Below are 26,224 nucleotides of genomic sequence, written 5' to 3'. Positions count from 1 at the left end.
CATGATGGACGCACCCGGCAGCGTGGCCGGGGATCGCCGTGCCGTCGAAGGAGACCGCCGTGTTCACCAGCCCCTTCCCCGATGTCGAGATCCCGGACGTCAGCATCTACGACGACCTGTTCGCCGGGCTCACCGACGAGGATGCCGCGCGCATCGCGCTGATCGATCCCGCCGGCGGGGCCGAGACGACGTACGGCGCCCTCAAGGCGCAGGTGGACGCCTTCGCCGGCGCTCTGGCGGCGCGCGGCGTGGACGCCTCCACGGTCGTGGGGCTGCTCTGCCCGAACGTCCCGGCGTTCGCGACGGTCTTCCACGGCGCTCTCCGCGCCGGCGCGACCGTGACGACGATCAACTCGCTGTACACGGCCGGCGAGATCGAGAAACAGCTGCGCGACGCGGGCGCGACGTGGCTGTTCACGGTCTCGCCGCTGCTGCCCGCGGCGCAGCAGGCCGCGGAGGCCACCGGCATCCCCGTCGAGCGCGTCGTGGTGCTGGACGGCGCCGAGGGCCACCCCGACCTTCGCCAGCTGCTGGGCGAAGGACGTCCGGCGCCGCAGATCGAGATCGACCCGGCGACGCACGTGGCGGTCCTCCCCTACTCGTCGGGAACCACCGGCATCCCCAAAGGGGTGATGCTCAGCCACCGCAACCTCGTCGCGAACGTCGCGCAATGCCGCATCAACATCGATCTGAAGAACACCGACCGCGTGCTCGCGGTGCTGCCGTTCTTCCACATCTACGGCATGACGGTGCTGTTGAACCTCGCGCTGAAGCAGCGCGCGACGCTGGTCACCATGCCGCGGTTCGACCTCGTGCAGTTCCTCACCAACATCCAGACCTACGGTTGCACCTACCTCTACATCGCCCCGCCGATCGCGGTCGCGCTGGCCAAGCACCCGATCGTCGACGAGTTCGACATCTCGACGGTGCACACGGTGTTCTCCGGCGCGGCGCCGCTCGACGGGGAGACGGCCGAGATCGCGGGGCGCCGCCTCCACGCGCGCATGATGCAGGGCTACGGCATGAGCGAGCTGAGCCCGGTCTCACACGCGATGCCGTACACGCGCGACGACATCCCGGTGAGCTCGGTGGGCACGATCCTGCCCAACATCGTGTGCAAGCTGGTCGACACCGAGACCGGCGAGGAGATCACGGCGATCGAGGAGGACGGGCGCACGCGTCCGGGCGAGCTGTGGGTGAAGGGGCCCAATGTGATGCTCGGCTACCTCAACCAGCCGCAGGCCACGGCGGAGACGCTCGACGCCGAGGGCTTCCTGCACACGGGCGATGTCGCGGTCTACCACGAGGGCGGCTACTTCTCGATCGTCGACCGGGTGAAGGAGCTGATCAAGTACAAGGGCTATCAGATCGCCCCCGCCGAGCTGGAGGCGCTGCTGCTGGGGCACCCGAAGATCATGGATGCCGCGGTCATCGGAGTGCTCGACGACGACAAGCAGGAGATCCCGAAGGCGTTCATCGTCTCGGCGCCCGACTCCGGGCTGACGGCGGAGGAGGTCATGGCCTTCGTCGCGGAGAACGTCGCACCGCACAAGAAGGTCCGCCGCGTGGAGTTCGTGGAGGCGATCCCGAAGTCGACGTCGGGCAAGATCCTGCGCAAAGATCTGCGCTCGCGCGAGCGGGGGGCCTGAGCCGCACCGGATGCCGCGCCGCGCCCGTGACGGCGCGGCTACGCCGACGGTGCCGTCCGGATCGCGGCGAGCGCCGCGATCCGGATCTCGACGGCGCCGCCGGCCGTCGAGACCGACATCAGGGTGTGCGTGCAGCCGCGGCAGCGCACGATCGCGACCTGCGCGTCGCGCTCCACCCGGGCCTGCGCCAACGGACGCGCGTCTGCGCAGTGTCCGCACTCGAGGGTGAGCACCGTGGCGTCGTCGGCGAAGACGGCCGAGAGCATGCCCGCGAGCGCGTTGCCGTCGACCATCGTGGCGGTCCGGTGGGCGTCCGTCGACGTGTCGTCGTGGTCGTGCGTGGTCATGCTGCGCCTCCGAATCGCTCGGTCCGCACGCGTTGCGGAGCGTGCCCGATCTGCACGAGGGCGTCTGCGACCGTCTCGACGAAGGCGGTCGGGCCGCAGACGTAGACCAGCGGGCGCTGCTCCGGCGGCACGCACCGCTGCGCGAGCTCGTCGAGGCGGACCCTTCCGGCGGGCCGGGGCCACCCGTCGGGCGTCGCGCGGGTGTAGACCCAGTCGATCGCGAGGAGAGGGCCGCTCAGCCGCAGGAGATCGTCGGCGTACATCGCGTCGGCCGGGCTCCTCGTCGAGTAGAGCAGTCGGAACGGCGCCTCGTTCGCGGATGCCGCGTGCGCGCGCACCATCGCCAGAAGGGGGACGATGCCGGATCCTCCCGCGATGAGCTGCACGGGTGCGGGCTCGTCGCCGCGCCAGACGAAATAGGCGCCGAGCGGTCCCTTGACCTCCAGGAAGTCTCCGGGGCGGATGTCGCGGACCAGGTACGGCGAGACCTCGCCGTCGACGATCTCGTCGACCGCGAGCTCCACCGTGGTGCCGGTCCCGACGCTCGCCACGGAGTAGGAGCGCTCCGCCTGGTACCCGTCTTCGGCGGTCAGCCGCACGTCCAGGTGCTGGCCGGCGAGGTTCCCGGGCCACCCGGGCACGTCGAGCAGGAGCGAACGCGAATGCGCGGTGAGCGGGGCGACCGCGGCGACGTGTGCGGCGAGCCAGCCGGGGGCGCTCACCAGTACCGTTCCTCCCGCCAGGGGTCGCCGTGGAGGTTGTAGCCGTTCTGCTCCCAGAACCCGGGATCGTCGTGCTCCTGGAGGACGAGTCCGCGCACCCATTTCGCGCTCTTCCAGAAGTAGAGGTGGGGCACGAGCAGCCGGGCCGGCCCGCCGTGCTCGGGGGCGAGCTGCTCGCCCTCGAACTCGACGGCGACCCACGCCTTTCCTCCGCGAAGCTCGTCGAGCGGCACGTTCGTGGTGTAGCCGCCGTAGGAGTGGGCCATCGCCGAGGGTGCTGTCGTCTCGATGCCGGAGAGGAGGGTGTCGAGCGAGACGCCGCGCCAGTGGGTGCCGAGCTTGGACCAGCGGGTGACGCAGTGGATGTCGGTGCGGATGTCCTCCACCGGCAGCGCCATCAACTCCTGCCACGACCACGACGTCCGCTCCCCGGACTCGGTCACGATGCTGAACTCCCACTCCTGGGTGCTCACCCGCGGCGTCGGGCCCGCCGAGAGCACGGGGAAATCGTCGGTCAGGTACTGCCCGGGTGGAAGCTGCGGCTCCGATGCGCGACGGCGTGCCCCGAAGCCTCTGCTGAACTCTGCCATGGTGACCTCCCGGGGGCAATCTACTCCGGCGGCGGCGCCCACGGCATCGACATCTGTCGTCGATCCGCCACTGCGCGGCCGCGCGTGTCGACGGCGCGTGTCGACGGCGCGAGACGGCGAACGGCGCCCGCCGGGTGGGCGGGCGCCGTTCGTCACGACGCGCGGTGGGCGCGACCGTCAGATCACTCGACGGGGCTGAGCGACTTCGCGATGTGCGTGTGCACGGCCTTCAGCCACGACACGAGGAACTCGGCGGTCGACTCGTCGGTGACCTCGCCCTCGTCGGTGATCAGGCCGTCGCGCAGGTGGATGTACGCCTCGGGCTGCGACAGCTCGGGCGAGGCGAGGAACGAGAGGATCGAGCGCAGGTGCTGCTGCGCGACGGCGGTGCCGATCGCCCCGATCGAGGCGCCGATGACGGCGGACGGCTTGCCGGCGAAGCTGTTCTGGCCCCACGGGCGGCTGGCCGTGTCGAGCGCGTTCTTCAGGACACCGGGCACCGAGCGGTTGTACTCGGGCGTCACGATGATGACGGCGTCCGAACCCTCGATCGACGTCTTGAACTCCGCGGCCGCGGCGGGGATGGCCGCGTCGTTGTCCGCCGAGTAGAACGGCAGGCCCGCGATGGGAAGCTCCGTGAGCGACAGGCCGGCCTGGGGGGCGAGGCGCACGAGCGCGTTCGCGAGGCGGCGGTTGATCGAGGTCGACGAGATGCTGCCGATGATGATGCCGACGTTGTAGGTGGTCATGGCGAGAGTGCCCTTCCGGATTGGATTCAACTGAATGAATCCTATCGACTCTTGCCGCATGCGGACGCCACGGCGGTGCCGTCGGGACGAGCGCGACCCCGCATGTCGGAGGCATGTCGTTCAATGGACCCCGACGGCCTGTGCCCTGCCGGAACCGAAAGGGGCGCCATGACGACCGAGCGACCGGAGCCGACCGCGGAGGCCTGCCCGCCGTGGTGCGTGGAAGACCACGCCCTCCACGGCCTGCCCGACGACCGTCGACACCAGTCGGAGCCGCAGTGGATGCCGGTGACGAGCCTCCGGCGCCGCTTCCTCCCCGGAGGCGAGCTGCGGCGGGATGCGATCTCCGAGGAGGCCTGCGTCCTCGCGGTGCGCTACCTGGCAGACCGCGAGACCTGGGTCGCTATCGCCACCGAGACGCGCCAGATCGAGCTCACCCCGGAGAGCGCTGCACGGCTTCACGCGGAGCTCGGCGCCCTCTTGGCGCGACTGGCGCCCTGACGACGGAAGGCGCCCTAGGGTATCCCAGAATTTCACCGATTTAAATCGGTTCACACCAACTCTTATCCCTTCCACGCTTGAGGAATGAGTTCCGGCCTCGCCTCGTCCCCCGAGTGGGCGACGTTCGCGCGAGACCTGGGAATGCAGTTGCGTCGCCTCCGCGCCCTCCGTGGACTTACGCAGGACCAGATGGCCGAACGCGCCGAGATCTCCCTCTACGCCTACCAGCAGTACGAGCGCGGGAGCACGACGAAGGGCGGGCCTGCGACGAATCCTCGACTGGCGACGATCGTGGCTCTCTGCCATGCGCTCGAGGTCGACATGCAGGAACTGCTCCCGCCGCTGCCCGCGCAGCCCACTCGCTAGCGCCCGCCCCGGGGCTGCGGCGACGCGGTACTCTGCCCCCGTGCGAATCGTCGTCTCCGGGACCCATGCCAGCGGCAAGAGCACGGTGATCTCGGATTTCGCGCGGCGGCATCCGGAGTTCACGGTCCTCCCCGATCCGTTCGAGCTGATCGACGAGATGAGCGACACGCCCTCGGCCGCCTCCTTCGCCGCACAACTGCGTGTCGCGGCCGATCGGCTGACGGACCGGCCGCACCGGGGACCGCTCATCGCCGAGCGCGGACCGCTCGACTTCCTCGCCTACCTGCTGGCCCTCGCCGAGATCGGTGAGGCGCGGATCGACCGCGGGACCCTCGAGAGGGCGACGCAGCTCACCTCGGAGGCGCTCGAGACCCTCGACCTGCTCGCCGTGATCCCGCTGGCCGCGAGCGCTCCGATCCACGTCGGGCCCGACGAGCACCTCGAGCTGCGCCAGGTCACGGACGACATCCTGATGGAGCTCATCGACGATCCCGACCTCGTGGGCGACCGCCTTCGCATCACCGAGCTGTCCGGCACGCCCGCCGCGCGCCTCGCGGCCCTGGAGTCCGCCGCCGCCATCCGCTGAGCGGCGGGACAGCGCCCCCAGGGAAGATGAGGCCTGGGTGGTGGGTCCGCGAGCGGCGCCCACCCCGAGTGCGACGCACGGGGCTGTGCCCGGCGACGGTTCGGGCGACGCATCCCCCAGGATTCGTCGGCACCCAGGCTGCGGCAGGCAGGCTCAACCACCGCCGCAGTCTTCGAGCAAAACAGACCGACGGTCGGGATGCGAGGCGCACAGCCGATTCGGGGCCGGATTTACGCGCTTCCACCTAGTGCGGCGCCCGGCCGCGCGGCGGCGACGTGTCACGGCGAGCGCCGCCCGCGCCTCACAGACCGAGGGCGTCCAGCCGCGCCTCGACGCTTACTTGGGCGTCTTCGACGTTGGAGACCTCGTCCCAGATCGCCTCGAGCTCGCGCTGCACCCCCTCCGGCAGCGCCGCGTACTTCGCCTCCCAATCGGCGATCGGCGTCCAGTAGCCGACGACCTTGAACCGCGTGGCGGGCAGGCCGAGCTCGCGGCGCAGGAACTTCCGCACGTCGCGCAGGGCGACCGTCTCCCCCGCGACCCAGATGTAGCCGTCCTCCAGCGACCGCCCGGAGCCGATGATGCTGCGCACGATGGCGCCGAGCCGGCTCGGACCCCGACCGTTGCCGCCGACGATCCACGTGATCTCGACGTGGTCGGCGGCATCCATCTCGATGCGATCCGCGTCGTCGGGAACCTCGATCACCACGCGGGTGCGCACGTGCGCCGGGATGCCGGGGATCAGGCGCGCCACGGCGGGCAGCCCTGTGAGATCGCCGGCGAGGAGCTGCCAGGAGGTGTCGTCCGGAGGCGCGTAGAGGCCGGTCGGGCTGTTGAGCCCCAGCACGTGACCGGAGCGTGCCCGGGCCGCCCACGGCCCCGCGACGCCGTCGCGATGCACCACGAAGTCGATGTCGACCTCGGCCTCGTCGGGGCGGACGGCACGGATCGTGTAGGTGCGCATCGGCGCCTCGGGCTCCCCCTCGGGCGTCGACCACCCGTCGCCGTCGACGACGGGCAGCGACACGTCGGTGGGGTCCTCCCCGTGCGGGAAGAACAGCCGGACGTACTCGTCGCCGACGCCCGTGCTCACGAAGTCGGCGATGCCGTCGCCGCCCAGCGTGACGCGCACCATGTGGGGTGACAGCGGGTGGACACGGCGAACGGTGCCGCGGTGGATCTTCATCGGATCTCGGTCCTTTCGGGGTCGGCGTCGCGCCCGACCTGGGCGCGCCACAGTCGGCGGTACGGCCCGTCCACCGCGTTCAGCTCGTCGTGGGTGCCGCACTGCTGCACCTCGCCCGACGCGAAGACGACGATCCGATCGGCGGTGGCCGCCTGGTGCAGGCGGTGGGCGATGAGGATGATGGTGCGATCGACGCGCAGCCGCTCGATCGCCGCCTCGACGGCGGGCCGGTGCTGCAGCCCGACATCGGCCGTCGCCTCGTCGAGGATCACGACGGCCGGGTCGGCGAGCAGAGCCCGCGCGATGGCGAGCTGCTGGATGCGCCCCTCGTCCAGGCGGGGACCACCGCCCGCGCGGTCGTCGTCGACCCCGTCGCCGGGCACCAGCGCCCACGCGGCGCCGACGGCCCGCAGCGCGGCATCCATCTCGTGCCGGGTCGCCTCCGGCGCGGCCCACCGCAGGTTGTCGGCGATGCCGCCACGGAAGTGATGCAGCTCCTGCGAGATGTAGTACGGCTGCACCGTCGGATCGTCCAGGCGCACGCGCCCCGCCGACGGCGGGTAGTGCCCGGCGATGAGCCGCGCGAGCGTGCTCTTGCCCGAGCCCGATGCACCCACCAGCGCGGTCGTGGTGCCCGGCTCCACGCGGAGGGTCACGTCACGCAGACCGCGCCGTGTCGTCGCGTAGTGGAACGAGACCGCCTCCACGCTCACCCCGACGTGCGCCCGCGGAGCCCGCGCGGGTCGCGCCGTCGAGACGGCGGATGCCGTCTCCTGGGCCTCGCGGGCCTCGCGGGTCTCGCGGGTCTCCCGGGCGAGCTCGATCACGCCGACGAGCCGGGCGAGTCCGACCGTGGCCCGCTGGATCTCATCGAGTCCGAGGATGAGCTGGCCGATCGGGTCGAACAGGCGATGGAACACGAGCGCGGCGGTCGTCACCGTGCCCACGGTGAGGGCTCCGTCCGCGTGGAGAGCGAACCCCGTCGCGAGGATGCACACGAGACCGATCGCCTCTCCCCCGTTGATCCATCGGAACAGCCGGTTGCGCAGCCGCACGCCGTCGATCTGCGCCGCGATCGACGACTCAGCACGCTCCTGCACGAGAGCGAGGGCCTCGTCCTGCTCGTTGAGGGCTGCGAGCGTCTCGCCGCCCTCCACCGCTTCCAGCACCGCCTGGCTGCGGGCGGCTTCCCGCGCACGCACCTCGCGGAAGACCACTCGCGAGCGCCGCAGGAACCGGCGGGTGCCGACGACGTAACACGGCACGCAGGCCAGCCCCGCCAGTGCGAGCCACGGATCGAGCGCGGCGAGGGCGACGAGCGAGACGGCGATCGCGAACACGGCGGACAGCAGGGTCGGCACGACGTTGCCGCCGGCCTCGGCGACCGCGTCGACATCCCCCGTCACGCGCGAGATCAGATCGGCGCTCTCGCCGTCGTCGATGATCGCCACGGGCAGGCGCATCGCCGACGCGAACACGTCTTCGCGCAGCCGCGCGAGCACGTCCTGCACGAGCGCGGCCAACTGCCGCATGCCCCAGAGCGAGCAGCCGACGGCCGCGAGCGCGCCGACGCCCGCTGCGAGCACCCAGGCCGCGACGGCCGCCGGACCGGCACCGGAGATCACGGCATCCACGATCCGTCCGAGGCAGGCCGGTGTCACGAGGCCCAGCCCCGCGGCGACGATCAGCAGCGCGACGACCCCGGCCAGGCGGCCGCGATGGTGCCGCAGCAGCGCGCGCAGCACGGCGCGCACCGACCTCGCCGCGGCGATCGGAAGGAGGGCGGGCGTCGGTGCGGCGACCACGGGCCTAGGCATCCGCGTCGATCCGCGCGTCGTCGGGCAGGTCGACCACGCGGTCGCAGGCGGCCAGCAGCAGCGGAGAGGTCGTGATGACCACCGTCGTCCCTTCACGCTGGGCCAGCGACCGGGCGATGTGCGACTCGGTCACGGCGTCGACGGCGGATGTCGGCTCGTCCAGCACCAGCACGCTCGGCGCGGCGTGCAGCGCGCGGGCGAGTCCGACGCGCTGACGCTGTCCGCCCGACAGGCGCCGACCGGACTCGCCCACCGGCGCCTCCCAGCCCCCGAGCTGGTGGATGACGTCATCCAGCGCCGCGATGCGCAGGAGCTCCGGTCGGGGGTGCGCACCCGAGCGTCCGCACACCGCGTCGCGCAGCGAGCCGGTGGCGATCGCATGGCGGTGCGGCATCGACAGCACGTGGCGCCGGTACGCGACGGGGTCGAGGTCGCGCAGGTCGCAGCGGTCGGAGCCGATGCGCACCGACACGGCGCCGCGAGCGACGCGCGTGCGCAGGCCGAGCACCCGCGAGAGCCGGCGCGCCGCCTCGCTGGAGGACGGCCGGATGCCGAGCAGCTCTCCCTCGTGGACCTCGATGCGTTCGGCGTCTCTGGCCCCCGTACGGACGGCGAGCACCGCGCCTGCGGAGCTTCCTCTCTCCCCCCGGTGCCGGGCCTCCGCGTCGTCGGGCGCGTCGATCAGGTCGGCGGCGTCGATGAGATCGGCGAGTCGTCGTGCGGACGCCACCTTGTAGATCCAGTTGGAGGGGAACGATCCCACGTGGGCGAGCGACCCGCTGACGAACTGCGCGAGTCCGAGCACCGTGACGAGCTCGCCGATGCTGATCCGCCCGTCGGCGGCCAGCCAGGCCGACATGCCGGCGAGCGCGGTGGCCACGACGGCGGCCAGCGCCGCGCTGACGGCGTCGTAGTCGGCGAGCGCGCGGGCCGCCGACGTCGCCGCCCGGCGCGACAGGTCGCTCGCCGCGACATAGCGACGCACCGCCTCCTGGCGGGCGCCCATGCCGACCAGGACCCGGAAACCGCTCATGACGTCGGCGGCCACGGCGCCGGCCTCCGTGGCCGCGCTCTGCTCCGCATGGCCGCGCCGCTCGAGGGGACGGGAGACGGCCTGCATCACCGCCATCATCGCGATCGTCGCGGCGAACACGACGATCGCGGCGATCGGCGAGATCACGAGCATGGCGATCGCCGCGCCCGCGATCGCCGCGACCGTCGCCGACTGCTGCGCCACCGACCAGGCGACGCCGGCGACCCGGTAGGTGTCCGACGTGACGAAGGTCAGCGCCTCCCCCGAGCTCAGCATCCGTGACGACAGACGCGGCCGCAGCATCCGCGAGAGGGCGAGGTGACGCAGGTGCTGCTCCCCGTGGCCGTACACCGACACCATCAGGCGGGATGCCGACTGGTAGCTGCTGGTGAGGACCGCGAACACTGCGACGAGCACGCCGAGCCACAGGGCCAGGGCGGCCGGGGCGGCGGGGAGGACGGCGCGGTCGATCGTCGCACCGATGATCACGGGGATCGCCGCCTCGGCGAGCGCGTGCACCATGAGCAGCGCCGTCGCCGCGGCCAGCGCGAGACCGCGGCCCTGTGCGGTGAGCGCGATGCGGAACAGGCGCCCTGCCGTGCTCGTCACGGCGTTCGCCGTCCGAGGGGCAGCACCAGCGGCGTCCCCGCGACGGGGTCGGTGATCACCCTGCACGGCAGGTCGTACACCGCCTCGACGAGCTCGGCCGTGATGATCTCGCGCGGGTCTCCCTGCGCGACGACCGCGCCGTCGCGCATCGCGACGAGATGGGTCGCGTAGCGCGCCGCATGGTTGAGGTCGTGGAGGACGGCGACGAGCGTCGTCCCCGCGCGGTGCAGGTCGGCGAACAGCTCGAGGAGGTCGATCTGATGGGCGATGTCGAGGAAGGTCGTCGGCTCGTCCAGCAGCAGATGGCCGGTCTGCTGGGCGAGGGCCATGGCCACCCAGACGCGCTGGCGCTGACCGCCGGAGAGCTCGTCGACGAGGCGGCTCGACAGCGCGGTCGTCGCGGTGGCGGCCAGCGCCTCCGTCACGGCGCGCTCGTCGGCGCGACTCCAGGTGCGCAGCGCGCTCTGGTGCGGGAAGCGGCCACGCCCGACGAGCTCGGCGACCGTGATGCCGTCGGGGGCGATGGACGACTGCGGCAGCAGCCCGAGCCGACGGGCCAGCTCCTTCGCGGAGAAACTGCGCAGCTCCGCACCGTCGAGCAGCACGGCGCCGGTGGTGGGGCGCAGCAGACGCGCGAACCCGCGCAGCAGCGTCGACTTGCCGCAGGCGTTGGGCCCGATGATGATCGTGAACGACTGGTCGGGCACCTCCAGCGACAGGTCGGAGACGATCGGGGCGTCGCCGTAGCCGAGGGTGATGTCGCGGGCGAGCAGGGAGACGGTCATGGGGTTCCTCCGGACGGGGGCGGGTCAGGCGCGTCGCGCATACTGTGTCGCGAGCAGCCACGCGAGGTAGAGGCCGCCCACCGAGACGGTCACCACCCCGACGGGCACCGTCGCGAGCTGCGCGACCGCGTCGGAGACGACGACGAGGGCGGCACCGGTGAGCATGACCGGCACGATGTCCATCGGCGTGTTCGCGCGGGTGAGCCGCTGCGCGATCTGCGGCGCGGCCAGGGCGATGAACGAGATCGGTCCGGCGGCCGCGGTGACGAGGGCGATCAGGGCCACACCGCACACCATCGCCGCCAGTCGCGTGCGCGCCGGGGCGACCCCGAGCGCCGAGGCGGCGTCGTCGCCCATCTCGAGCACGGGCAGTGTGCGCTGCAGCGGTATGGATGCCGCGAGGACGAGGACGAACACGACGGCCGCCGGGGCGAGCTGGTCGAACCCGAGCGAGGCGATGGAGCCGGCGCCCCACGTCGCCGCCATCATCGCCTTCTCCACGCTCACCGACAGGAGGATCCACGAGGTCAGCGACCCGAGCCCCGCGGAGACACCGATCCCGACGATGATGAGCCGGAACGAGGACATCGTGTTCTTGGCGGCGAGCGCGTAGACGAGGACGGCCGTGAGGATGCCGCCCACGAGCGCACCGGCGGCCTTGAACAGGTACGTGTTCAGCTCGAGCACCACCATCGTCACCGTGACGCCGAACTGCGCGCCGACGCCGAAACCGATGATGTCGGGCGAGCCGAGCGGGTTGCGGGTCAGCGACTGGAAGATCCCGCCCGACAGCGCGAGAGCGGCGCCGCAGAGCACGGCGAACAGGATGCGCGGCATCCGCCATTCCCAGACGACTTGGCGCACATCGGGGTCGGACGAGGGATCGAGCACGCCGCGCACGACGCCGGCGACGTCGATGTCGTACGCGCCGAGGGTCATGGAGTACAGCCCCGCGACCACGATCAGCACGAGCAGGGCCGCGCAGACGACGACGGTGCGCACGGGGAGGAGAGCCGCGACGCGTCGCGTGTCGATCCGGAGGTGACGCCGGCCGAAGTCGATCGCCTGCGGGGTGGCGGGAAGCCGCGACGGCCGGGACGGCTCGAGCGGACGGTCAGGGTCGGTTCGCACGTCGACGCTCACAGCCCGCTCACCCGCCGCCGCCGCACGAGGGCCACCAGCACCGGCGCGCCCAGCAGTCCCGTGACGATGCCGACGCGGACCTCGCCGTTGGGCAGCACGAGGCGCCCGAGGATGTCGGCGAGCAGCAGGAACGTGGGCCCGACGAGCACCGAGTACGCCAGCACCCAGCGCTGGTCGGGACCGGTGAACCAGCGCACGACGTGCGGGATCATGATGCCGACGAACGCGATGGGTCCCGCCGCCGCGACGCTCGTGCCCGCCAGCAGGGTGACGGCGACGATCACCAGGATGCGGGTGGTGCGCACGCGCGCGCCGAGCGACTGGGCGAGGTCGTCGCCGAGCGCCATCGCGTTGAGCGACCGGGCGCAGAGGACGGCGATGGCCAGTCCGGCCGCGATCAGGGGTGCCGCCCAGACGAGCTCCTCGATCGCGTGTCCGCCGATCGCGCCGACGCCCCAGAAGCGCATGACGTCGAAAGAGGTGCGGTTCTGCAGGACGATCGCGGTCGTGAATCCCGTGAACGCCGCCCCGAGGGCGACGCCGGCGAGCGTGAGCTTCATGGGCGTCGCGCCCGACGGGCCGAACGAGCCGAGCAGGGAGACGAGCACGGTGAGCACGAGCGCGCCCAGCAGCGCGAACGGCACGAAGCCGCCGGGCGCGGTGATCCCCAGCACTGCGACGGCGAAGGTCACGGCGAACGAGGCTCCCGCGTTGACCCCGAGGATGCCGGGGTCGGCGAGCGGATTGCGGGTGAACGCCTGGATGAGCGCACCGCACACCGCGAGGGCGGCGCCGACGGCGATGCCCAGGAGGGTGCGCGGCACGCGGAGCTGCTGCACGAGCAGGTGCATCGGGTCGTCGTCGTCATAGGCGGTGAGCGCGGCCAGCACCGTCGCGGGGTCGATCGGCCGGTTGCCGATCGCGAGCGACGCAACCACCGTCAGCGCGAGGATCCCTCCGGCGACGACGACCCCCGCAACGCGCCTGGCGGTGCGGCGCGGGGAGCCGGCCCGATCGCGCCGCCTCCCCGCGTGGTGGGTCGGGGCGTCGGCACCCGCCGGCGTCGCCGGTCGTTCCGGCGACGACAGCGGCGCGGACACCCCGGTGCTCACTCGCCCGTGATGGTCGGCGTACCTCGCAGGGCTGCGGCGAGGTCGTCGACGTAGGTCGGCAGCACAGAGGCCAGCGAGAGGACGGTCGGTGCGCTGATCGCGGCCGCCTGGGCCTGATCGGCGTAGATCACGTACGCGTTCGCGGCGATCGGCTGCCACCGCGACACGACCTTGTTCTCGACCGTGTACGTGCCCTCGGCGGCGGAGCTCCCCCAGGCGGCGAAGAGGTCGGCCTGCACGTCGTAGAGCTTTTCGAGACTCACTCCCGTGTACCAGTTGTCGCCTTCTGCCGAGGCGAGGAAGCTGTCCATCGCCGAGGTCGAGGTGAATCCGAGCGCTTCCGTGATGCGCACGCGGGGGTCGTACTTCAGGTAGACCCCGAGGTCGGTGCCGCCCTCGTTGAGAGTCAGCCCCCACACGAAGGTCTTCCCCTCGAACTCGGGGTGGGCGGCCGCGAGCGTGGCGATCTGCTGCTCGGTGTCCGCGATGACCTCCTCCGCTCTGTCGCTCTCCCACATCGCGGCACCGATCGTGCGGGTCATCTCCTCCCACGTGCCGGGGTTCCACGGGCCTTCGATGTACGGCACGGTCGGCGCGATCCCGCTCAACCGCTGGTACTCGACGTCGCTGATGCCGGTGTAGAGGCCCAGGATGAGGTCGGGCTCGAGCGCCTTGATGGCCTCGTAGTTCGGACCCTCGTCGAGCGGGGAGATCAGGGTGGGCAACTCGCCGTAGTGCTCGGTGGCGTAGTCCGTGAACCAGGGCTGGAAACCGCTGTCGTCGGCGCCCCAGACCTTCTCCATGCCGACGGGGTTCTCGCCCAGAGCGGCGACGATGTCACCGGACATCCATCCCAAGGCCACGATGCGCTTCGGCTTCTCGGCGATCGTGGTCGATCCGTGGGCGTGCGTGATGACGACCCCGCTCGAGGCGGCCGTCGAGGAGGCGGCCGTCTCATCGGCGGCAGCGCACCCGGTGAGGGCGACCACCACGGCGAGGGCGGCGGCGAGTGCGGATACGCGTCGCGCTTTCGGGCGCGCAAGAGCGTGCGGCATTGTTCTCCTTGCGAGCTGAGGGTGGGAGGGATGCCGCGACGACGCGGCCGGAAGTTAGGTAACGCTCACCTAAAAACACGATGCTAGGGCCGCTTGCGGCCCGACAGTGTCGCAGGACGGACGAGTTGTGTCGCAGAAGCGACACCTCGTGGCGCGCATCCTCTCCCGCCGAACCGCCGTTCGGAGTCAGCGGCCGTAGAGGCGGTGCGCCGGATCCGCGCGCACGCGCGCGACGTGCTGGCGCGGAGTCACCCCGAACCTGTCTTTGAACGCGGCCGAGAATGCGCTCGTCGTCGCGTAGCCGCATCGGCGGGCCGCCATCCCGATCGGCGTTCCGTCGACGATCAATCGCGCCGCCAGCACCATGCGCACCCACGTCCTCCACTGGCCGAAGCTCATCCCGATGTCGTGGGTGAACACGCGCAACACCGTGCGTTCGTGCAGGCCGTGGGCGGCGACGAGCTCACGGGCGGTCCGCACGTCGCCCGGATCGGAGAGCACGGCCTGCACGAGGGCGCGCACACGCTCGTCGGCGGGCATCGGCACCTCGCTCCACTCGTCCGACGACTCGCGCACGGGCTGCTGCAGCATCTCCAGCAGCACCGCTTGGATGCGCACCCGCAGGCGGTCGGGCATGTCGTCGGTCCCGAGGTGGAGCAGCATCTCCTGCACCGCGCGAGGAACGAGCACTCGCGTGACCTCGACCACCGGGGTGACGAGCGAGGCGTCGGGGATGTAGGTGTAGCAGCCGGTCGAGTCGCGCTCATGGCGTGCCGTATGCGGCGTGCCCGCGGGGATCCACATGCCCTGGCCGGGGGCCAGACGCCACATGGCGTCACGCAGGTACACCCACACCGTGCCGCGGTAGCACCACGCGAGCAGGGCGTCGGGGTGGGCGTGCGGAGGCGAGATCGGTCGCGACGAGCCGTCGTCGGCGGTGATGACGCCCGTGCTCATGAGGTAGGGCGCCCGCAGCGAGCTGGGATGCGTCGGGCTCGCGTCCCAGTCCGCCTGACGGTAGGAGCTCATCGGGACCAGCCTCTTCTCCGCGTCGTTCCCGTCCTCACGAAGGCTAACCAGGGCTGCCCTTCGCCGCCAAACGGCCCGCGACGGAATGGGGCTCGCCCCGCGGTGTCTGCACGTGGCATTCACCCGACCGCGATGTCACCGCGCACCGAATCGGGAACGCTCGCCGCGGCGCCGGGAAAAAGTTGTCAAGGGGCAGGGGAATGAACCGCTTTCACTCAAATGAGTGAGTAGGCTTTTCCGCAGACGGGTCGATAACCCGACTGCCCAGCGCCCCATACAACCTGAGAGAAGCCCCACTCATGGCACAGAAAGTCATCGTCGAGCTCGTCGACGACCTCGATGGCACCCCGATCGCACACGGTAAGGGCGGCAGCGTGAGCTTCGCGCTCGGTAAGAAGTCCTACGAGATCGACCTTTCCGACGAGAATCTCGCGAAGCTCGAGGACGCACTCGCGCCTTTCATCAGCGCTGCACGTACGTCCTCGCCCGCGACGAACGGCGGCGCACGGCGAACCGGCGCCCGCTCATCGCGAAAGGCCTCCGGCAAGGACCTCGGCGTCGTTCGTGAATGGGCGCGTGCCAATGGTCACACCGTCAGCGAGCGCGGACGCGTTCCCGCCGCCGTGCTCGAGGCGTACACCGCGGCGCACTGATCGGATTCACGCGCACGACACCGTGGGCACCGCTGGGAACGATCGTTCTCATCGGTGCCCACAGTCGTTCCTCGCCGAACGGCCCGGCGTTCTGCTGCTTGTCGCGGCACTCGTGTGGCTCGTCGTGGCTTTCCTCGCCCGCGCATTCCATTCGCCGGCATCGCTCTAGGACAGAGGCATCGCGTGACCCCGGGCGACGGGTCATCACCCGGCCGGCGTTGCGCAGCCCTTCAGCATCATGACGTCGTCCTCTCACCGGAGAGGACGACGTGCTCGAAATGCTCGACCAGAGTGTGGGATTTCGGCGGGGACGTTGACGCCGTATTCGGGCGGCAATAGCCTGCCTCCCACGGCACACCGGCGACACGGGCGAGGAACTCGAGAATTGACGGCAATCGCCACAAATGTCAGGCACTCGGGTCGGAGGAGCCCGTGATTTCCGACGTCACACGATTTCGCGCGGGGCGGGTCTTCACCTCCGCTGGTGGGGCCGCGACCGAGGTCCTCGCGCCTCTCATCCTCGTGTCGACACTCGGCGGGACGCCTGCCCACGTCGCGGCTCTGTTGGCCGTGATGCTCGCGACGAGCATGCTTCTACGGATTCCGCTCGCGGTCTGGGCCGACCGCAGCCGCAGACACGTGAGGCTGATGATCCTGACCGCGACACTGTCAGGACTGTGGTCGACGGTGGTGCCGATCATGTGGTCGGTCGGAGCACTGTCCCCCATCACCCTGATCGCCTGGCTCGCGGTGAACGTCCTGCTTCTCACTGCACTGTCGGTTCTGGGTCACGGTGTCTTGAACCACCTGACCGAACCCGAAGACCGCGTGCGACAAGTCGGCCTGTTGAGCTCGGCGACCAGTACCGGCGAAATCGTCGGCCAGTCGGGAGCACCCCTTCTCATCGCCCTCATGCCGGCACCCCTTGCGCTGTTGATCGACACCGTGGCCTCGTGGATCGCAGCATTGTCGTGGACGAGGATCCCCGATGTCGACGCGGATCCGGCGGAGGAGCCGCGGCCCTCTCTGAGGCTCATCGCCCGGCAGTTGTCGCGCAACCCGACGCTGTGGATCGCCGCCGCGGCCGGCCTGTTCTCCTCGCTCACCGCCCCCTTGGGCGTCTACTACTTCGTGAACACGCTGGGCGTAGACCCTCCGCTGCTCGGTCTTGTCGTGGCGACGGGCGCACTGGGCGGCATCACAGGGGGCGTCGCGCTCGGTCGGCTCTACGCCCGCTGGAGCACGGCGACGGTCGTCGTGATCGGACTCCTGACGATGGGACTCGCCACCATCGGTGTGGCCCTCGCTCCTGCGAACAGTCCGTGGACATACGTCGCACTGGTGGCGATCGAGTTCTCGACCGCCTTCGGCGGAACGGTCGGGATGGCCACCCTCTACGGCGAGCTGCAATCGGGAGCGGGAAGCCACGACGTCGCACGCACGATGTCGTCGGCCAGTTTCCTCGTCGAAGCGACCGGCCTCGCAGGCCTCGGCGCTGGAGCACTGCTCGCTGCATGGCTCCCGATCCCCGCGGCGTACGCGATCGCGGGCGCGCTGACCGTGATGCTGGTCATCCCCGCCGCGACGGGGCAACGGCGCGTCTCGCGCGAGGACGCGCCGCGATCGTCACGATGACCGAAAGCGAAGAGGCGAGATTCGGCGCCTTTTGCACGGTTCGGTCCGTGCGCAGGTCTCCGGGACGCGTTCACATCGGCAGTTGACGCCGGCGCTTCTCGGACGACCGGTCAGGGCTCAGTGCGTGCCCCACTACAGAGGAGCGCGGTATCCACCGCCGGTCTCGCTTTCCCCCGACGCCCGACCGAACCGGACCGCCGCATCACATCGCCTCGTTGACCTCTGACTGAGTTCAGTCAATAATGAGTGTGCTCGCAAAAGCGAGGGCTGCACAATCCTCATCGGACCCCGGGAGCACATATGGCCACGGGCTCGCGCGGCGACCGCCGCAGAGCGTCCATCATCGACGCCAACACGCGGATGGTGCACGTCGACGGGGCCGACATCGCTTACCGCGAGATCGGATCGGGCGACCGGCCGCCTCTCGTGGCTTTGACGCATCTCGGCGGAAATCTGGATGCGTGGGACCCCGAGGTGATCGATGCGCTCGCGCAGGATCGCCGGGTCATCGTGCTCGGCTACCGCGGCGTGGGTCGATCGACCGGCCGGGTGCGGGACACCTTCGACGACATGGCCCGCGACACCATCGCCGCCGTGCTCGCGCTGGGCCTCAACCGCATCGACCTCTTCGGCCTCTCGATGGGAGGCATGGTCGCCCAAACGATCGTCGAGGAGGAGGCGACCCTGGTGGACCACCTCGTGATGTCCGGAACCGGCCCGCGGGGCGGCGCCGGCCTCACCCGGATGACGGGCGTCATGCTCCGCGGCATCGCGCGCAGCGTCATGACCGCGCGCCCCGCGACCTCCGTCCTCTTCTTCCCCCGCACAGAGAGCGGGACGCGTGCCGCGGCCGCGTATCAACGCCGGCTGAAGCGCCGCCGCACCGACCGCGATGCGGCCGTCACCCCGGGCGTCATGCGCGCACAGCTCCGCGCCGTCGCGCGGTGGGGAGCCCAGCCCGGCCCAGCCCACGAGCGGATGAGCACGCCGACGCTCACCTTCCACGGCGAGGACGACATCCTCGTCCCGGTGGCCAACGCGAACCAGCTGCGTACGGCGTTCTCCGCACTCGATGTGGTGACCATTCGGCATGCCGGGCACGGCGTGGTCTCGCAGCACCGCGACATCGTGACCGGTCGGATCCAGTCCTTCCTGCGCGCCTGACGCAGTGCCCGAACCTCTCTCCCAGAACAGGAAATCTCGACATGCGTGCATTCGTCATCGACGGCTACAAGAAGCCCCTCCACGAGGCAGACGTCCCCGAGCCGACCGTCGGTCCGAACGACGTCCTCATCGCGGTGGGTGCGGCCGGACTCAACAGCCTGGACGAGCGGATCCGCGTCGGGGCCTTCAAGGCGTTCCTCCCGTACCGACCGCCGTTCACGCTCGGCCACGATGTGGCCGGGACGGTGATCCGGGTGGGCGCGCAGGTCCGCTCCTTCTCGCCCGGCGACGAGGTGTTCTCCCGGGCGCGCGACCATCGGATCGGAACCTTCGCGGAGCGCATCGCGGTCGATCAGGCGGATGTCGCCCGCGTTCCCTCGTCGGTCGATCTCGTCGAAGCGGCATCCCTTCCCCTCGTCGCCCTGACCGCGTGGCAAGCTCTCGTCGAGAAGGGCGGCGTGAAGGCCGGTCAGAAGGTCCTCATCCACGGAGGGGCCGGCGGTGTCGGAACGATCGCCATCCAACTGGCGAAGCATCTCGGTGCGGAGGTGGCGACGACCGCCTCGGCGAAGAACGCGGAGTTCGTGCGGTCCCTCGGCGCCGACATCGTGATCGACTACGCCAGCCGGGACTTCTCGGCGGAGCTGTCGGGGTACGACTTCGTGCTGGACAGCCTCGGCGGCGAGAACCTGACGAGGTCGCTGCGCGTCCTGCGCCCCGGGGGCACGGCCGTCGGCATCGCCGGCCCGCCGACACCCGCGTTCGCCCGGCAGATCGACCTGAGCCCGGCCCTGCGCCTCGTGACCGGCGCGCTGAGCAGGAGGGTGCGCGGGCAAGCGAAGAGACTCGGCGCCACCTACGAGTTCCTCTTCATGCGCGCCGACGGCGAGCAGCTGCGGGCCATCGCCGAACTCGTGGACGCCGGTGCGATCCGCCCGATCGTGGGCGCCACGTCCCCCTTCGAGGATGCACCGAAGGCTCTCGCGTCGCTGCACCGCGGTGGCATCCGCGGAAAGTCCGTCCTCCTCGGCGCGTGATTCCCTTCCCACCGCCCACCCGCGCCCCTCACACTCACCACCGAACCCAAGGACGTCTCCCATGAACGAAACAATCATCACCTCGTACGCCCACGCCCCCGCGAAGACCGTCGCGGTCGGCCCGGACACCTTCGCCTACCGCGAGCTCGGCCCGAAGGAGGAAATCCCCGTCGTCTTCTTCGTCCACCTCGCCGCAACCCTCGACAACTGGGACCCTCGCATCATCGACGCGATCGCGAAGATCCGTCACGTGATCACGTTCGATCAGCTCGGCGTCGGTGCGTCCAGCGGCCGCGTGCCCGACACCCTCGATGAGGCCGCCGATGACGCCTACCGGTTCATCACGAGGGGTCTCGGCCTGAAGAAGATCGATGTGTTCTCGTTCTCGATGGGCGGGATGATCGCTCAAGACCTCGTGGTGAAGCACCCCGACCTCGTTCGCGGCCTCATCCTCACCGGCACGGGTCCGCGCGGCGGCAAAGACATGGACAAAGTCGTCGGCACGACCTACCGGGACATCCTCCGGTCGGTCCTCACGCGCTCGGACCCTAAGGAGTTCCTCTTCTTCAACCGCGACGCCCAGGGCAAGAGGGCCGGAAAGGCGTTCATCGGGCGGCTCCAGGAGCGCACCATCGACCGCGACAAGGCGATCTCCACCAAGGCGTTTCGCACACAGCTGAAGGCCATCGTGAAGTTCGGCCGCTCCGCACCGTCCGACCTCTCGGTGATCTCATCGCCCACGCTCATCGCCAACGGCGACAACGACCGCATGGTCCCCAGCATCCTCTCGGAGGACCTGCACCGCCGCATCACCGGCTCCGAGCTCATCATCTACCCGAACTCCGGACACGGTGGCATCTTCCAGTACTGGGAGGAGTTCGCGCCGGTCGCCGCGAAATTCCTCACCGACGTTCGGGCATGACACCATCTTCGGGGTCAACGTCTTCGACACACCGATGGCCGCGCACCCCGGCGGCGACGGGCTCGAGGCCGATCGCTTCGAAGTGCTCGCAGACGAGGCCACCCGGCAGGTGCGAGCCGGGCCGTGGGCCCCGTCAGGCGGACGCAGCGAGAGCGGCGCGATCACGAGGCGGGTGCAGGCTACGTGGTCGGCACCCACGTCTCGCCCTCGACGCCGGAGAGGATCGCCGTGACCTGAGCGCGGACGATCGCGAGGATCTCGTCGACGCTCGTGTCCGCCGTCGGAGCCGAGGCCATCGCGACCACCAGCCCGGAAGAGATCACCCGCGCCAACACAGCCGCATCGGCCTCGCTGCGACCGGCGCGCGTGACGATCAGGTCAATGAGGGTCTGCTCGCTCTCGCTGACGACCCGGAGCGCCTCCGCGTGGTGCGGCTCCGCCGCGTCACCGAAGATCATCTCCCGCAGGTATGTGCGGCCGTTGTCGACCTGCGTCCGGTTGCACGCGACGACCGGCGCCAGCAGCGCGAGGACACCGTCGATCGCTCCGGATGTGGCAGCCGCGGCGCTGCGACCTTCTTCGAGGGCTCGAGAGTAGTGGGCGTTCTGCACGAGGAGGAGCAACTCCCCCTTGGTCTTGGCGTAGAGGAAGAGGGTACCGGTGCCGATGTCTGCGGCGTCGGCGATCTCCTGCGTCGTGACGTCATCGACGCCGCGCTCGGCGAAGAGCGCGCCGGCCGCAACCATGATGCGCTCGAGTTTCTCCTGCTTGTTGCGCTCGCGACGCCCCACGGGCGGTGAGGTCGGTGACATCTTCGCTCCTCCGGGAATGAATACTGAGTGGCCCCGGTTATGAGCGTAGTCACTAACGTCATGGGCCCCTTCGATTCTCCCATCCTCGACCCGGTGACGACCTGTCCCACAACACCACCTGTCCCACAACACAAGGAACGACACTCACGATGACTCTCGACGCTCTCTGGCAGCCTTTCGCGCTCGGTCGCCTCGAACTCCCCCACCGCCTGGCGCTCGCACCGATGACGCGCAACCGAGCAGATGCCGACGGCACCCCCGGCGACTTGGTCGCCCAGTACTACGGCCAGCGCGCATCGCTCGGGCTGCTCATCACCGAGGGAACCCAGCCCTCCGCGGACGGCCAGGGATACGTGAACACTCCCGGAATCTACACAGACGCGCACATCGTCGGCTGGCAGAAGGTCGCCGACACCGTGCACGACGGGGGCGGTCACCTGTTCATCCAGCTCATGCACGTGGGCCGCGTCTCCCACCCCGACAACACCCCCCACCACCGCCAGCCCGTGGCGCCGTCGGCTATCGCCGCGGGTCAGGACATGTTCACGGCGTCCGGCCCGCAGCCCCTGCCCGTTCCGCGCGCCCTCGCCACCGACGAGATCCCGGGCGTCATCGCGGAGTTCCGTCACGCAGCGGCATCCGCCATCGCCGCGGGAGCGGACGGCATCGAGATCCACGCGGCCAACGGCTATCTCCTGCACCAGTTCCTCTCCCCCAACGCCAACGAGCGCACCGATCAGTACGGCGGGTCGGTCGAGAACCGGTCGCGTTTCGTCGTCGAGGTCGCCGCGGCCGTCGCTGATGAGATCGGCGCCGACCGTACCGGCATCCGCATCTCCCCCGCCTTCCCCCTCGGCGGCATCGACGAGGGGGCGCGCGCGGACGTGCACGCCCAGTACCTCGACCTCGTCGCGCGCCTCGCGCCCCTGAACCTCGCTTACCTCCACGTGCACCACCTGGGCGACGACGAGTTGCTCGCCGCGCTGCGCGAAGCCTGGCCGACGGCCGTGCTGGTCGTCCGCTACGGCCGCACGCGCGAGCAGATCGCGGACGACATCGAGGCGGGCCTGGCCGACATCACCCCGCTCGGACGGTTCGCGCTGGCGAATCCCGACGTTGTGGAGCGGCTGAAGGCCGATGCCCCGCTCACCGAGGTCGACCCCGGCACGCTGTACACCGGTGGCGCCCGCGGGTACGTCGACTACCCCACCCTCACCCTCGTCTGACCCGAAACAGGAAGAGAACGCACCCATGACCTCACTCAACGGAGCCACCGTCCTCGTCACCGGCGCGAACGGAGGCATCGGCACCCACTTCGTGCGCGAGGCGCTCGTCCGCGGCGCGGCGAAGGTCTACGCCACCGCCCGCACACCCCGCACCTGGGACGACGAGCGCATCGTCCCCCTGCAGCTCGACGTGACGGATGCCGCATCGATCGAGGCCGCCGTCGCCGCCGCGCCCGACGTCACAATCCTGATCAACAACGCCGGCGCATCGCCCTCGAGCTTCGGCATCCTGAACCACACCGACGACGAAATCCGTCGCAACATCGAGACGAACTTCGTCGGACCACTCATGCTCGCACGCGCCTATGCCCCGCTGTTGTCGGCCCAGGCCGGAGAGACCGCGATCATCGACATCCACTCCGCGATGGCCTGGTTCGCCGTCGGCGGCATCTACTCGGCAACGAAGGCCGCCCTCTGGTCGGCGACGAACTCGATGCGCCTCGAGCTGCACCCCGCCGGCGTGCAGGTCTTGGGTGTGCATGTGGGCTGGGTCGACACGGCGATGGCCGCAGGATCGACCGATCCGAAACTCGACCCTGCCGTGCTCGTCGCGAAGGTGTTCGATGCCACCGAGGCGGGCGAGTACGAGGTGCTGGCCGATGAGACCTCGGTGCAGCTGAAGGCGGCGCTGTCCGGACCCTTCGAGGCGCTGTACCCGCAGCTCGCGAAGTAGCGATGCCCATACTCGGAGCCGAGAGCTCTGAGGCGATCGCGCCGGGGCTGGGACGAGCGACCGGAAATGGCTCGCGCCGAACCACCACCCGTGCCGCGCGCTGCACGGCTGCCGTCGGTCACGACGGCAGCCGTCGCCGCATTAGCGCTCTCCCTGTCTCGTCCAAGAGGAGAAGCGCCTGCGGAGTGAGCGCGATGACTTCGCCCTGCCCGTGAGCGCCACGACGGGGATAGTCCCGACGAGAATCGAAACGCCACGAAACTCGACCGTCAGAGCTGGAAATCGAGGACCATTCTTCGTCGCCGTCATGGCAATACCGGCCTTCCTTCTGAGGGTGCAGGGAGCCGAACTCCACCCGTCAGTGCAGCACTGACACCGCCACCGACGGTGCCCCATGGCGGCGCTGAGGCTGAGCCGTCCGTAGAGGTTCTCGGGGATGAGTGAACCGAGCCACGGCTGCTGTGAGCAGAACCTCGACGATGCCGTCGCACTCATTGGAACCACTGCGAAAACCAAGAGCGGCGCATCTCCTCGGGGAGACACGCCGCTATCAAGTGGCTCTTACGAGGTCACTTGGTCCAAAGCGACCGATGTGGTGGCCCCAGCGGAAGCCCTTTCGATTAACTCGCGGCCGTTGTTGGCGCTACGAGCCGCGCTTCACAAGGGTGAGATTGCCCAGGTTTTGCGTGGACTCATCCGCCAGGTCCCAGCGGGGGCGCGACAGATGAAGCAGGTTACTCCAGCTGTCCGCGAGCAGCTCGTGGCGGACTACCAATCAGGGCTCGGCATCTACGAGGTCGGCCGCAAGCATGGGCTGCACCGCTACACCGTCGCCCAACACCTGACCGCTGCCGGCGTCGTGATGCGACGGACCATCACGGAGGCCGAGCGAGCAAGGGCGCATGAGATGTACTTGGCCGGTGCAACGTATGCGGAGATCGCACGGCAGCTGAGACGGGACCCAGCGACGATCAAGAGGATGATTCGAAATCGTCCCGCTGAGCCTTCCCCTAACCCGTCCGCCGCCCGCACTCCATGAGCGCTCTGTCAAGGGCACTCCGTGTGCAAGACTCGGGGCGATGACAACCCTGCAGCGAGCCGCTGGCGAGGCGATTCGAAACGGATGGGCCACGCGCCAGGCTGACATTCGAGAGTTTCTGCAGCAAGCCCAACAGTTGGGATGGCGCCCGGTTCCGATACGTCGCGGGGAGCCCGCTCTCAGCACCTTGCAGGTCCTCGATTCTGGCAACGCGCACCCGCAATCGCTCAGCGCAAAGTTCGGCGCCGGCCCGCAGCCGTTACACACGGACGGTGCACATCATCGAGCGATGCCGGATATTGTCCTGCTTACTGCCGCCGAGCCGTCGTCAACGCCGACACTGATCTGCGATCCTGGCGAACCCACAGACGCGCAACGGGTCGGCGTGTTCAAGGTGGGTGACGGCCGTTCTGGGTTCTACGCACCTGCTGTCGACGGGAGCGGGCGCTGGCGTTACGACCCGGGCTGCATGACGCCGATGGATGACGATTCCCGACAGGCGGCCTCGGAGTTCACCGCGTTGAGGGACTCCGCTCACCCGCACCACTGGACGGAGCCCGGTACCGTCCTAGTGATCGCCAATCGCCGGGTTCTACATGCGCGAGCCTCAGCCGCGGATGCTCCAACTCGGCGGGTTCACCGTGTCGCCTTGATCACCGGATTGGACAGCTAGTGGCAATTCCTACGTTCGATGACCTGTGGGCGAAGGCACAGATCTTCGCCCGCCGCTCGTTGAGTGATGAAACGATCCGCGACTTCGACGAGCGTTCGCTTTGGGCGACGACCGCTTTGGAGTTCCTGGCGAAGGCTGCGCTCGCGCACATCTCGCCGCTGCTAATCATCCCGCCTGATGCGGACGGAAAGCACATCCTCGCCACGCTCGGGGTGATCGCGCACGACGGCGCTGACATTCAGACGATTCAGGCGAAGGCCCTGTGGGCTCGTGCGGAGAAGACGTTTCGTCCGTTTTCCGGGAAGGAGGCGGCTCAGTTCAGCTCGTCCCGGAACGAGTACTTGCATGGTGGCGGCAGCGGACGGTCTCTGCACCCCGAGGATGTGTGGTGGGGGAAGCTCTGGAACCAGGCGAGCATTCTTGTCGTGGCGACCGACAAAGACCTGCACAGCCTCGTCGGCGGCTCCCTCCTCACGCGAGTCGAGGACTACTTGGCTCAGCACAAGGATCACGTTCAGGAGCACGTCGCAGCGCTCCTAGAGCGTGCCCGGCAGAGGCTCGACCAGCGGGACAACCCGGGAACGCCTGCAGCGCTCCGAGACGAGCTCACCAAGCCCTTCGACCCATCCGCGGGACTCACGTACATCTCGACGACAGCGTGCCCAGTCTGCGGCGACGAGGGTTCACTCGAAGGGGAAGACTACGGCGATGTCGTCATCGACTACCCAGATCCTGAAGACGGATTTGCCTCTCCGACCGAGAATCTCAGCGTGTATGCAATCTACTTCGGCTGCCCGAACTGCCATCTAGCTCTGGACCGAGTGGAGTTCCTCGAGCAGGCGGATGTGCCCACGACCTTCACAGTCGAGCGCGAGTACGAGCCGGATGACTATGACTACGGTAACGACTGACCGTCATGCTGAGGGGCAGTCGTAGGTCTGAGCGGTGATGTCGGCGGCATCGCGTACGTTCGCGGTGCAGGAGTCGGTGGCAGGACCGGAGTTCTAAACGCTGCTGCCCAACAAGTCTGAACTCGAGAATGGCCCTCATG

26 protein-coding genes are annotated in these 26,224 nt (G+C 69.7%); 13 read left to right on the top strand and 13 right to left on the bottom strand.

The genetic code is table 11. The features are described 5' to 3' along the window. Positions 1–59 precede the first annotated feature (59 nt). Positions 60–1,649, top strand: coding sequence for an AMP-binding protein (locus MHO01S_RS07860; RefSeq protein WP_060960118.1), 1,590 nt, complete (start codon positions 60–62; stop codon positions 1,647–1,649). Between the two features lie 38 nt (positions 1,650–1,687). On the opposite strand, the gene MHO01S_RS07855 is transcribed toward MHO01S_RS07860, so the two are convergent. The 4 genes from MHO01S_RS07855 to MHO01S_RS07840 form a co-directional block, all read right to left on the bottom strand. Then, positions 1,688–1,996 carry a DUF6510 family protein gene (locus MHO01S_RS07855; RefSeq protein ID WP_060960024.1) on the bottom strand — a complete coding sequence of 103 codons (309 nt, stop codon included), beginning with the start codon at positions 1,994–1,996 and terminating at the stop codon, positions 1,688–1,690. Continuing rightward, positions 1,993–2,718: an FAD-binding oxidoreductase gene (locus tag MHO01S_RS07850; RefSeq protein WP_060960025.1), complete on the bottom strand. Its 726-nt coding sequence runs from the start codon at positions 2,716–2,718 to the stop codon at positions 1,993–1,995. The genes MHO01S_RS07855 and MHO01S_RS07850 overlap by 4 nt, the downstream gene beginning before the upstream one ends. Further along, positions 2,715–3,308, bottom strand: coding sequence for a sulfite oxidase-like oxidoreductase (locus MHO01S_RS07845; protein ID WP_060960026.1), 594 nt, complete (start codon positions 3,306–3,308; stop codon positions 2,715–2,717). Before MHO01S_RS07845 ends, MHO01S_RS07850 begins: the two co-directional genes overlap by 4 nt. A 182-nt stretch (positions 3,309–3,490) precedes the next feature. Further along, positions 3,491–4,057 carry an NADPH-dependent FMN reductase gene (locus MHO01S_RS07840; RefSeq protein ID WP_060960027.1) on the bottom strand — a complete coding sequence of 189 codons (567 nt, stop codon included), beginning with the start codon at positions 4,055–4,057 and terminating at the stop codon, positions 3,491–3,493. Positions 4,058–4,225: 168 nt separating this feature from the next. Between MHO01S_RS07840 and MHO01S_RS07835 the strand changes: the two genes are divergently transcribed. From MHO01S_RS07835 to MHO01S_RS07825, 3 genes are all read left to right on the top strand, one after another. After that, entirely contained in the window at positions 4,226–4,558 is a 333-nt protein-coding gene (locus MHO01S_RS07835; RefSeq protein WP_060960028.1) for a DUF6907 domain-containing protein, read from the top strand. Between the two features lie 84 nt (positions 4,559–4,642). Then, positions 4,643–4,924, top strand: a complete 282-nt coding sequence (locus MHO01S_RS07830) for a helix-turn-helix domain-containing protein (RefSeq protein WP_060960029.1) — start codon at positions 4,643–4,645, stop codon at positions 4,922–4,924. 40 nt (positions 4,925–4,964) lie between these two features. Further along, a complete protein-coding gene (locus MHO01S_RS07825; protein ID WP_060960030.1) occupies positions 4,965–5,510 on the top strand; it encodes a DEAD/DEAH box helicase family protein in 546 nt (181 codons plus the stop codon). Between the two features lie 301 nt (positions 5,511–5,811). On the opposite strand, the gene MHO01S_RS07820 is transcribed toward MHO01S_RS07825, so the two are convergent. The 8 genes from MHO01S_RS07820 to MHO01S_RS07785 form a co-directional block, all read right to left on the bottom strand. Beyond that, a complete protein-coding gene (locus MHO01S_RS07820) occupies positions 5,812–6,696 on the bottom strand; it encodes a siderophore-interacting protein (protein WP_060960031.1) in 885 nt (294 codons plus the stop codon). After that, positions 6,693–8,513: an ABC transporter ATP-binding protein gene (locus tag MHO01S_RS07815; RefSeq protein ID WP_082808051.1), complete on the bottom strand. Its 1,821-nt coding sequence runs from the start codon at positions 8,511–8,513 to the stop codon at positions 6,693–6,695. The genes MHO01S_RS07820 and MHO01S_RS07815 overlap by 4 nt, the downstream gene beginning before the upstream one ends. Continuing rightward, on the bottom strand, positions 8,506–10,155 hold the full coding sequence (locus MHO01S_RS07810) for an ABC transporter transmembrane domain-containing protein (RefSeq protein WP_061782103.1): 1,650 nt from the start codon (positions 10,153–10,155) through the stop codon (positions 8,506–8,508). Before MHO01S_RS07810 ends, MHO01S_RS07815 begins: the two co-directional genes overlap by 8 nt. After that, positions 10,152–10,940, bottom strand: a complete 789-nt coding sequence (locus MHO01S_RS07805) for an ABC transporter ATP-binding protein (RefSeq protein ID WP_061782102.1) — start codon at positions 10,938–10,940, stop codon at positions 10,152–10,154. The genes MHO01S_RS07810 and MHO01S_RS07805 overlap by 4 nt, the downstream gene beginning before the upstream one ends. A 24-nt stretch (positions 10,941–10,964) precedes the next feature. Further along, positions 10,965–12,071, bottom strand: coding sequence for a FecCD family ABC transporter permease (locus tag MHO01S_RS07800; RefSeq protein WP_082734202.1), 1,107 nt, complete (start codon positions 12,069–12,071; stop codon positions 10,965–10,967). 8 nt (positions 12,072–12,079) lie between these two features. After that, a complete protein-coding gene (locus tag MHO01S_RS07795; protein WP_231735118.1) occupies positions 12,080–13,195 on the bottom strand; it encodes a FecCD family ABC transporter permease in 1,116 nt (371 codons plus the stop codon). Continuing rightward, complete coding sequence (locus MHO01S_RS07790) at positions 13,192–14,250, bottom strand: ABC transporter substrate-binding protein (RefSeq protein ID WP_060960035.1); 1,059 nt, start codon at positions 14,248–14,250, stop codon at positions 13,192–13,194. Before MHO01S_RS07790 ends, MHO01S_RS07795 begins: the two co-directional genes overlap by 4 nt. Before the next feature lie 186 nt (positions 14,251–14,436). Beyond that, positions 14,437–15,279: a helix-turn-helix transcriptional regulator gene (locus MHO01S_RS07785; RefSeq protein ID WP_060960036.1), complete on the bottom strand. Its 843-nt coding sequence runs from the start codon at positions 15,277–15,279 to the stop codon at positions 14,437–14,439. A gap of 299 nt (positions 15,280–15,578) precedes the next feature. Here MHO01S_RS07785 and MHO01S_RS07780 point away from each other — a divergent pair, with 299 nt between their 5' ends. From MHO01S_RS07780 to MHO01S_RS07760, 5 genes are all read left to right on the top strand, one after another. Continuing rightward, complete coding sequence (locus tag MHO01S_RS07780) at positions 15,579–15,932, top strand: histone-like nucleoid-structuring protein Lsr2 (protein ID WP_060960037.1); 354 nt, start codon at positions 15,579–15,581, stop codon at positions 15,930–15,932. Positions 15,933–16,364: 432 nt separating this feature from the next. Then, entirely contained in the window at positions 16,365–17,567 is a 1,203-nt protein-coding gene (locus MHO01S_RS07775) for an MFS transporter (RefSeq protein ID WP_167626521.1), read from the top strand. Positions 17,568–17,867: 300 nt separating this feature from the next. After that, positions 17,868–18,731, top strand: a complete 864-nt coding sequence (locus tag MHO01S_RS07770) for an alpha/beta fold hydrolase (protein ID WP_060960039.1) — start codon at positions 17,868–17,870, stop codon at positions 18,729–18,731. Positions 18,732–18,772: 41 nt separating this feature from the next. Next, positions 18,773–19,768, top strand: coding sequence for an NADP-dependent oxidoreductase (locus MHO01S_RS07765; RefSeq protein ID WP_060960040.1), 996 nt, complete (start codon positions 18,773–18,775; stop codon positions 19,766–19,768). A 61-nt stretch (positions 19,769–19,829) separates the two neighbouring features. Next, positions 19,830–20,690: an alpha/beta fold hydrolase gene (locus MHO01S_RS07760; RefSeq protein ID WP_060960041.1), complete on the top strand. Its 861-nt coding sequence runs from the start codon at positions 19,830–19,832 to the stop codon at positions 20,688–20,690. 179 nt (positions 20,691–20,869) lie between these two features. Here the strand turns inward: MHO01S_RS07760 and MHO01S_RS07755 are convergent, their stop codons facing one another. Further along, positions 20,870–21,502 (bottom strand): TetR/AcrR family transcriptional regulator, encoded by a 633-nt coding sequence (locus MHO01S_RS07755; RefSeq protein WP_060960042.1) that lies wholly within the window; start codon positions 21,500–21,502, stop codon positions 20,870–20,872. A 149-nt stretch (positions 21,503–21,651) separates the two neighbouring features. Here MHO01S_RS07755 and MHO01S_RS07750 point away from each other — a divergent pair, with 149 nt between their 5' ends. From MHO01S_RS07750 to MHO01S_RS07740, 4 genes are all read left to right on the top strand, one after another. Beyond that, complete coding sequence (locus tag MHO01S_RS07750; RefSeq protein ID WP_060960043.1) at positions 21,652–22,728, top strand: alkene reductase; 1,077 nt, start codon at positions 21,652–21,654, stop codon at positions 22,726–22,728. 25 nt (positions 22,729–22,753) lie between these two features. Further along, the gene (locus tag MHO01S_RS07745; protein WP_060960044.1) at positions 22,754–23,461 is read left to right on the top strand and encodes an SDR family oxidoreductase; all 708 of its coding nucleotides are present in this window, start codon (positions 22,754–22,756) and stop codon (positions 23,459–23,461) included. Between the two features lie 436 nt (positions 23,462–23,897). Then, positions 23,898–24,500, top strand: a complete 603-nt coding sequence (locus MHO01S_RS16305; protein ID WP_082734190.1) for a helix-turn-helix domain-containing protein — start codon at positions 23,898–23,900, stop codon at positions 24,498–24,500. A 672-nt stretch (positions 24,501–25,172) separates the two neighbouring features. Further along, positions 25,173–26,084, top strand: coding sequence for a hypothetical protein (locus MHO01S_RS07740; RefSeq protein WP_060960045.1), 912 nt, complete (start codon positions 25,173–25,175; stop codon positions 26,082–26,084). Positions 26,085–26,224 lie beyond the last annotated feature (140 nt).

Source organism: Microbacterium hominis NBRC 15708, from assembly GCF_001592125.1.
GTDB lineage: Bacteria > Actinomycetota > Actinomycetes > Actinomycetales > Microbacteriaceae > Microbacterium > Microbacterium hominis.
Note: the sequence above shows the minus strand (reverse complement) of the source record. Positions and strands in the feature narration are given on the sequence as shown.

Excerpts from the sequence above, each read along its gene's own strand:
- MHO01S_RS07805 (WP_061782102.1), bottom strand. The coding sequence starts at position 10,940 with ATGACCGTCTCCCTGCTCGCCCGCGACATCACCCTCGGCTACGGCGAC.
- MHO01S_RS07790 (WP_060960035.1), bottom strand. The coding sequence starts at position 14,250 with ATGCCGCACGCTCTTGCGCGCCCGAAAGCGCGACGCGTATCCGCACTC.
- MHO01S_RS07760 (WP_060960041.1), top strand. The coding sequence starts at position 19,830 with ATGAACGAAACAATCATCACCTCGTACGCCCACGCCCCCGCGAAGACC.
- MHO01S_RS16305 (WP_082734190.1), top strand. The coding sequence starts at position 23,898 with ATGAGTGAACCGAGCCACGGCTGCTGTGAGCAGAACCTCGACGATGCC.
- MHO01S_RS07840 (WP_060960027.1), bottom strand. The coding sequence starts at position 4,057 with ATGACCACCTACAACGTCGGCATCATCATCGGCAGCATCTCGTCGACC.
- MHO01S_RS07785 (WP_060960036.1), bottom strand. The coding sequence starts at position 15,279 with ATGAGCTCCTACCGTCAGGCGGACTGGGACGCGAGCCCGACGCATCCC.
- MHO01S_RS07750 (WP_060960043.1), top strand. The coding sequence starts at position 21,652 with ATGACTCTCGACGCTCTCTGGCAGCCTTTCGCGCTCGGTCGCCTCGAA.
- MHO01S_RS07780 (WP_060960037.1), top strand. The coding sequence starts at position 15,579 with ATGGCACAGAAAGTCATCGTCGAGCTCGTCGACGACCTCGATGGCACC.
- MHO01S_RS07765 (WP_060960040.1), top strand. The coding sequence starts at position 18,773 with ATGCGTGCATTCGTCATCGACGGCTACAAGAAGCCCCTCCACGAGGCA.
- MHO01S_RS07815 (WP_082808051.1), bottom strand. The coding sequence starts at position 8,513 with ATGCCTAGGCCCGTGGTCGCCGCACCGACGCCCGCCCTCCTTCCGATC.
- MHO01S_RS07830 (WP_060960029.1), top strand. The coding sequence starts at position 4,643 with ATGAGTTCCGGCCTCGCCTCGTCCCCCGAGTGGGCGACGTTCGCGCGA.
- MHO01S_RS07755 (WP_060960042.1), bottom strand. The coding sequence starts at position 21,502 with ATGTCACCGACCTCACCGCCCGTGGGGCGTCGCGAGCGCAACAAGCAG.
- MHO01S_RS07770 (WP_060960039.1), top strand. The coding sequence starts at position 17,868 with ATGGCCACGGGCTCGCGCGGCGACCGCCGCAGAGCGTCCATCATCGAC.
- MHO01S_RS07745 (WP_060960044.1), top strand. The coding sequence starts at position 22,754 with ATGACCTCACTCAACGGAGCCACCGTCCTCGTCACCGGCGCGAACGGA.
- MHO01S_RS07820 (WP_060960031.1), bottom strand. The coding sequence starts at position 6,696 with ATGAAGATCCACCGCGGCACCGTTCGCCGTGTCCACCCGCTGTCACCC.
- MHO01S_RS07855 (WP_060960024.1), bottom strand. The coding sequence starts at position 1,996 with ATGACCACGCACGACCACGACGACACGTCGACGGACGCCCACCGGACC.
- MHO01S_RS07845 (WP_060960026.1), bottom strand. The coding sequence starts at position 3,308 with ATGGCAGAGTTCAGCAGAGGCTTCGGGGCACGCCGTCGCGCATCGGAG.
- MHO01S_RS07835 (WP_060960028.1), top strand. The coding sequence starts at position 4,226 with ATGACGACCGAGCGACCGGAGCCGACCGCGGAGGCCTGCCCGCCGTGG.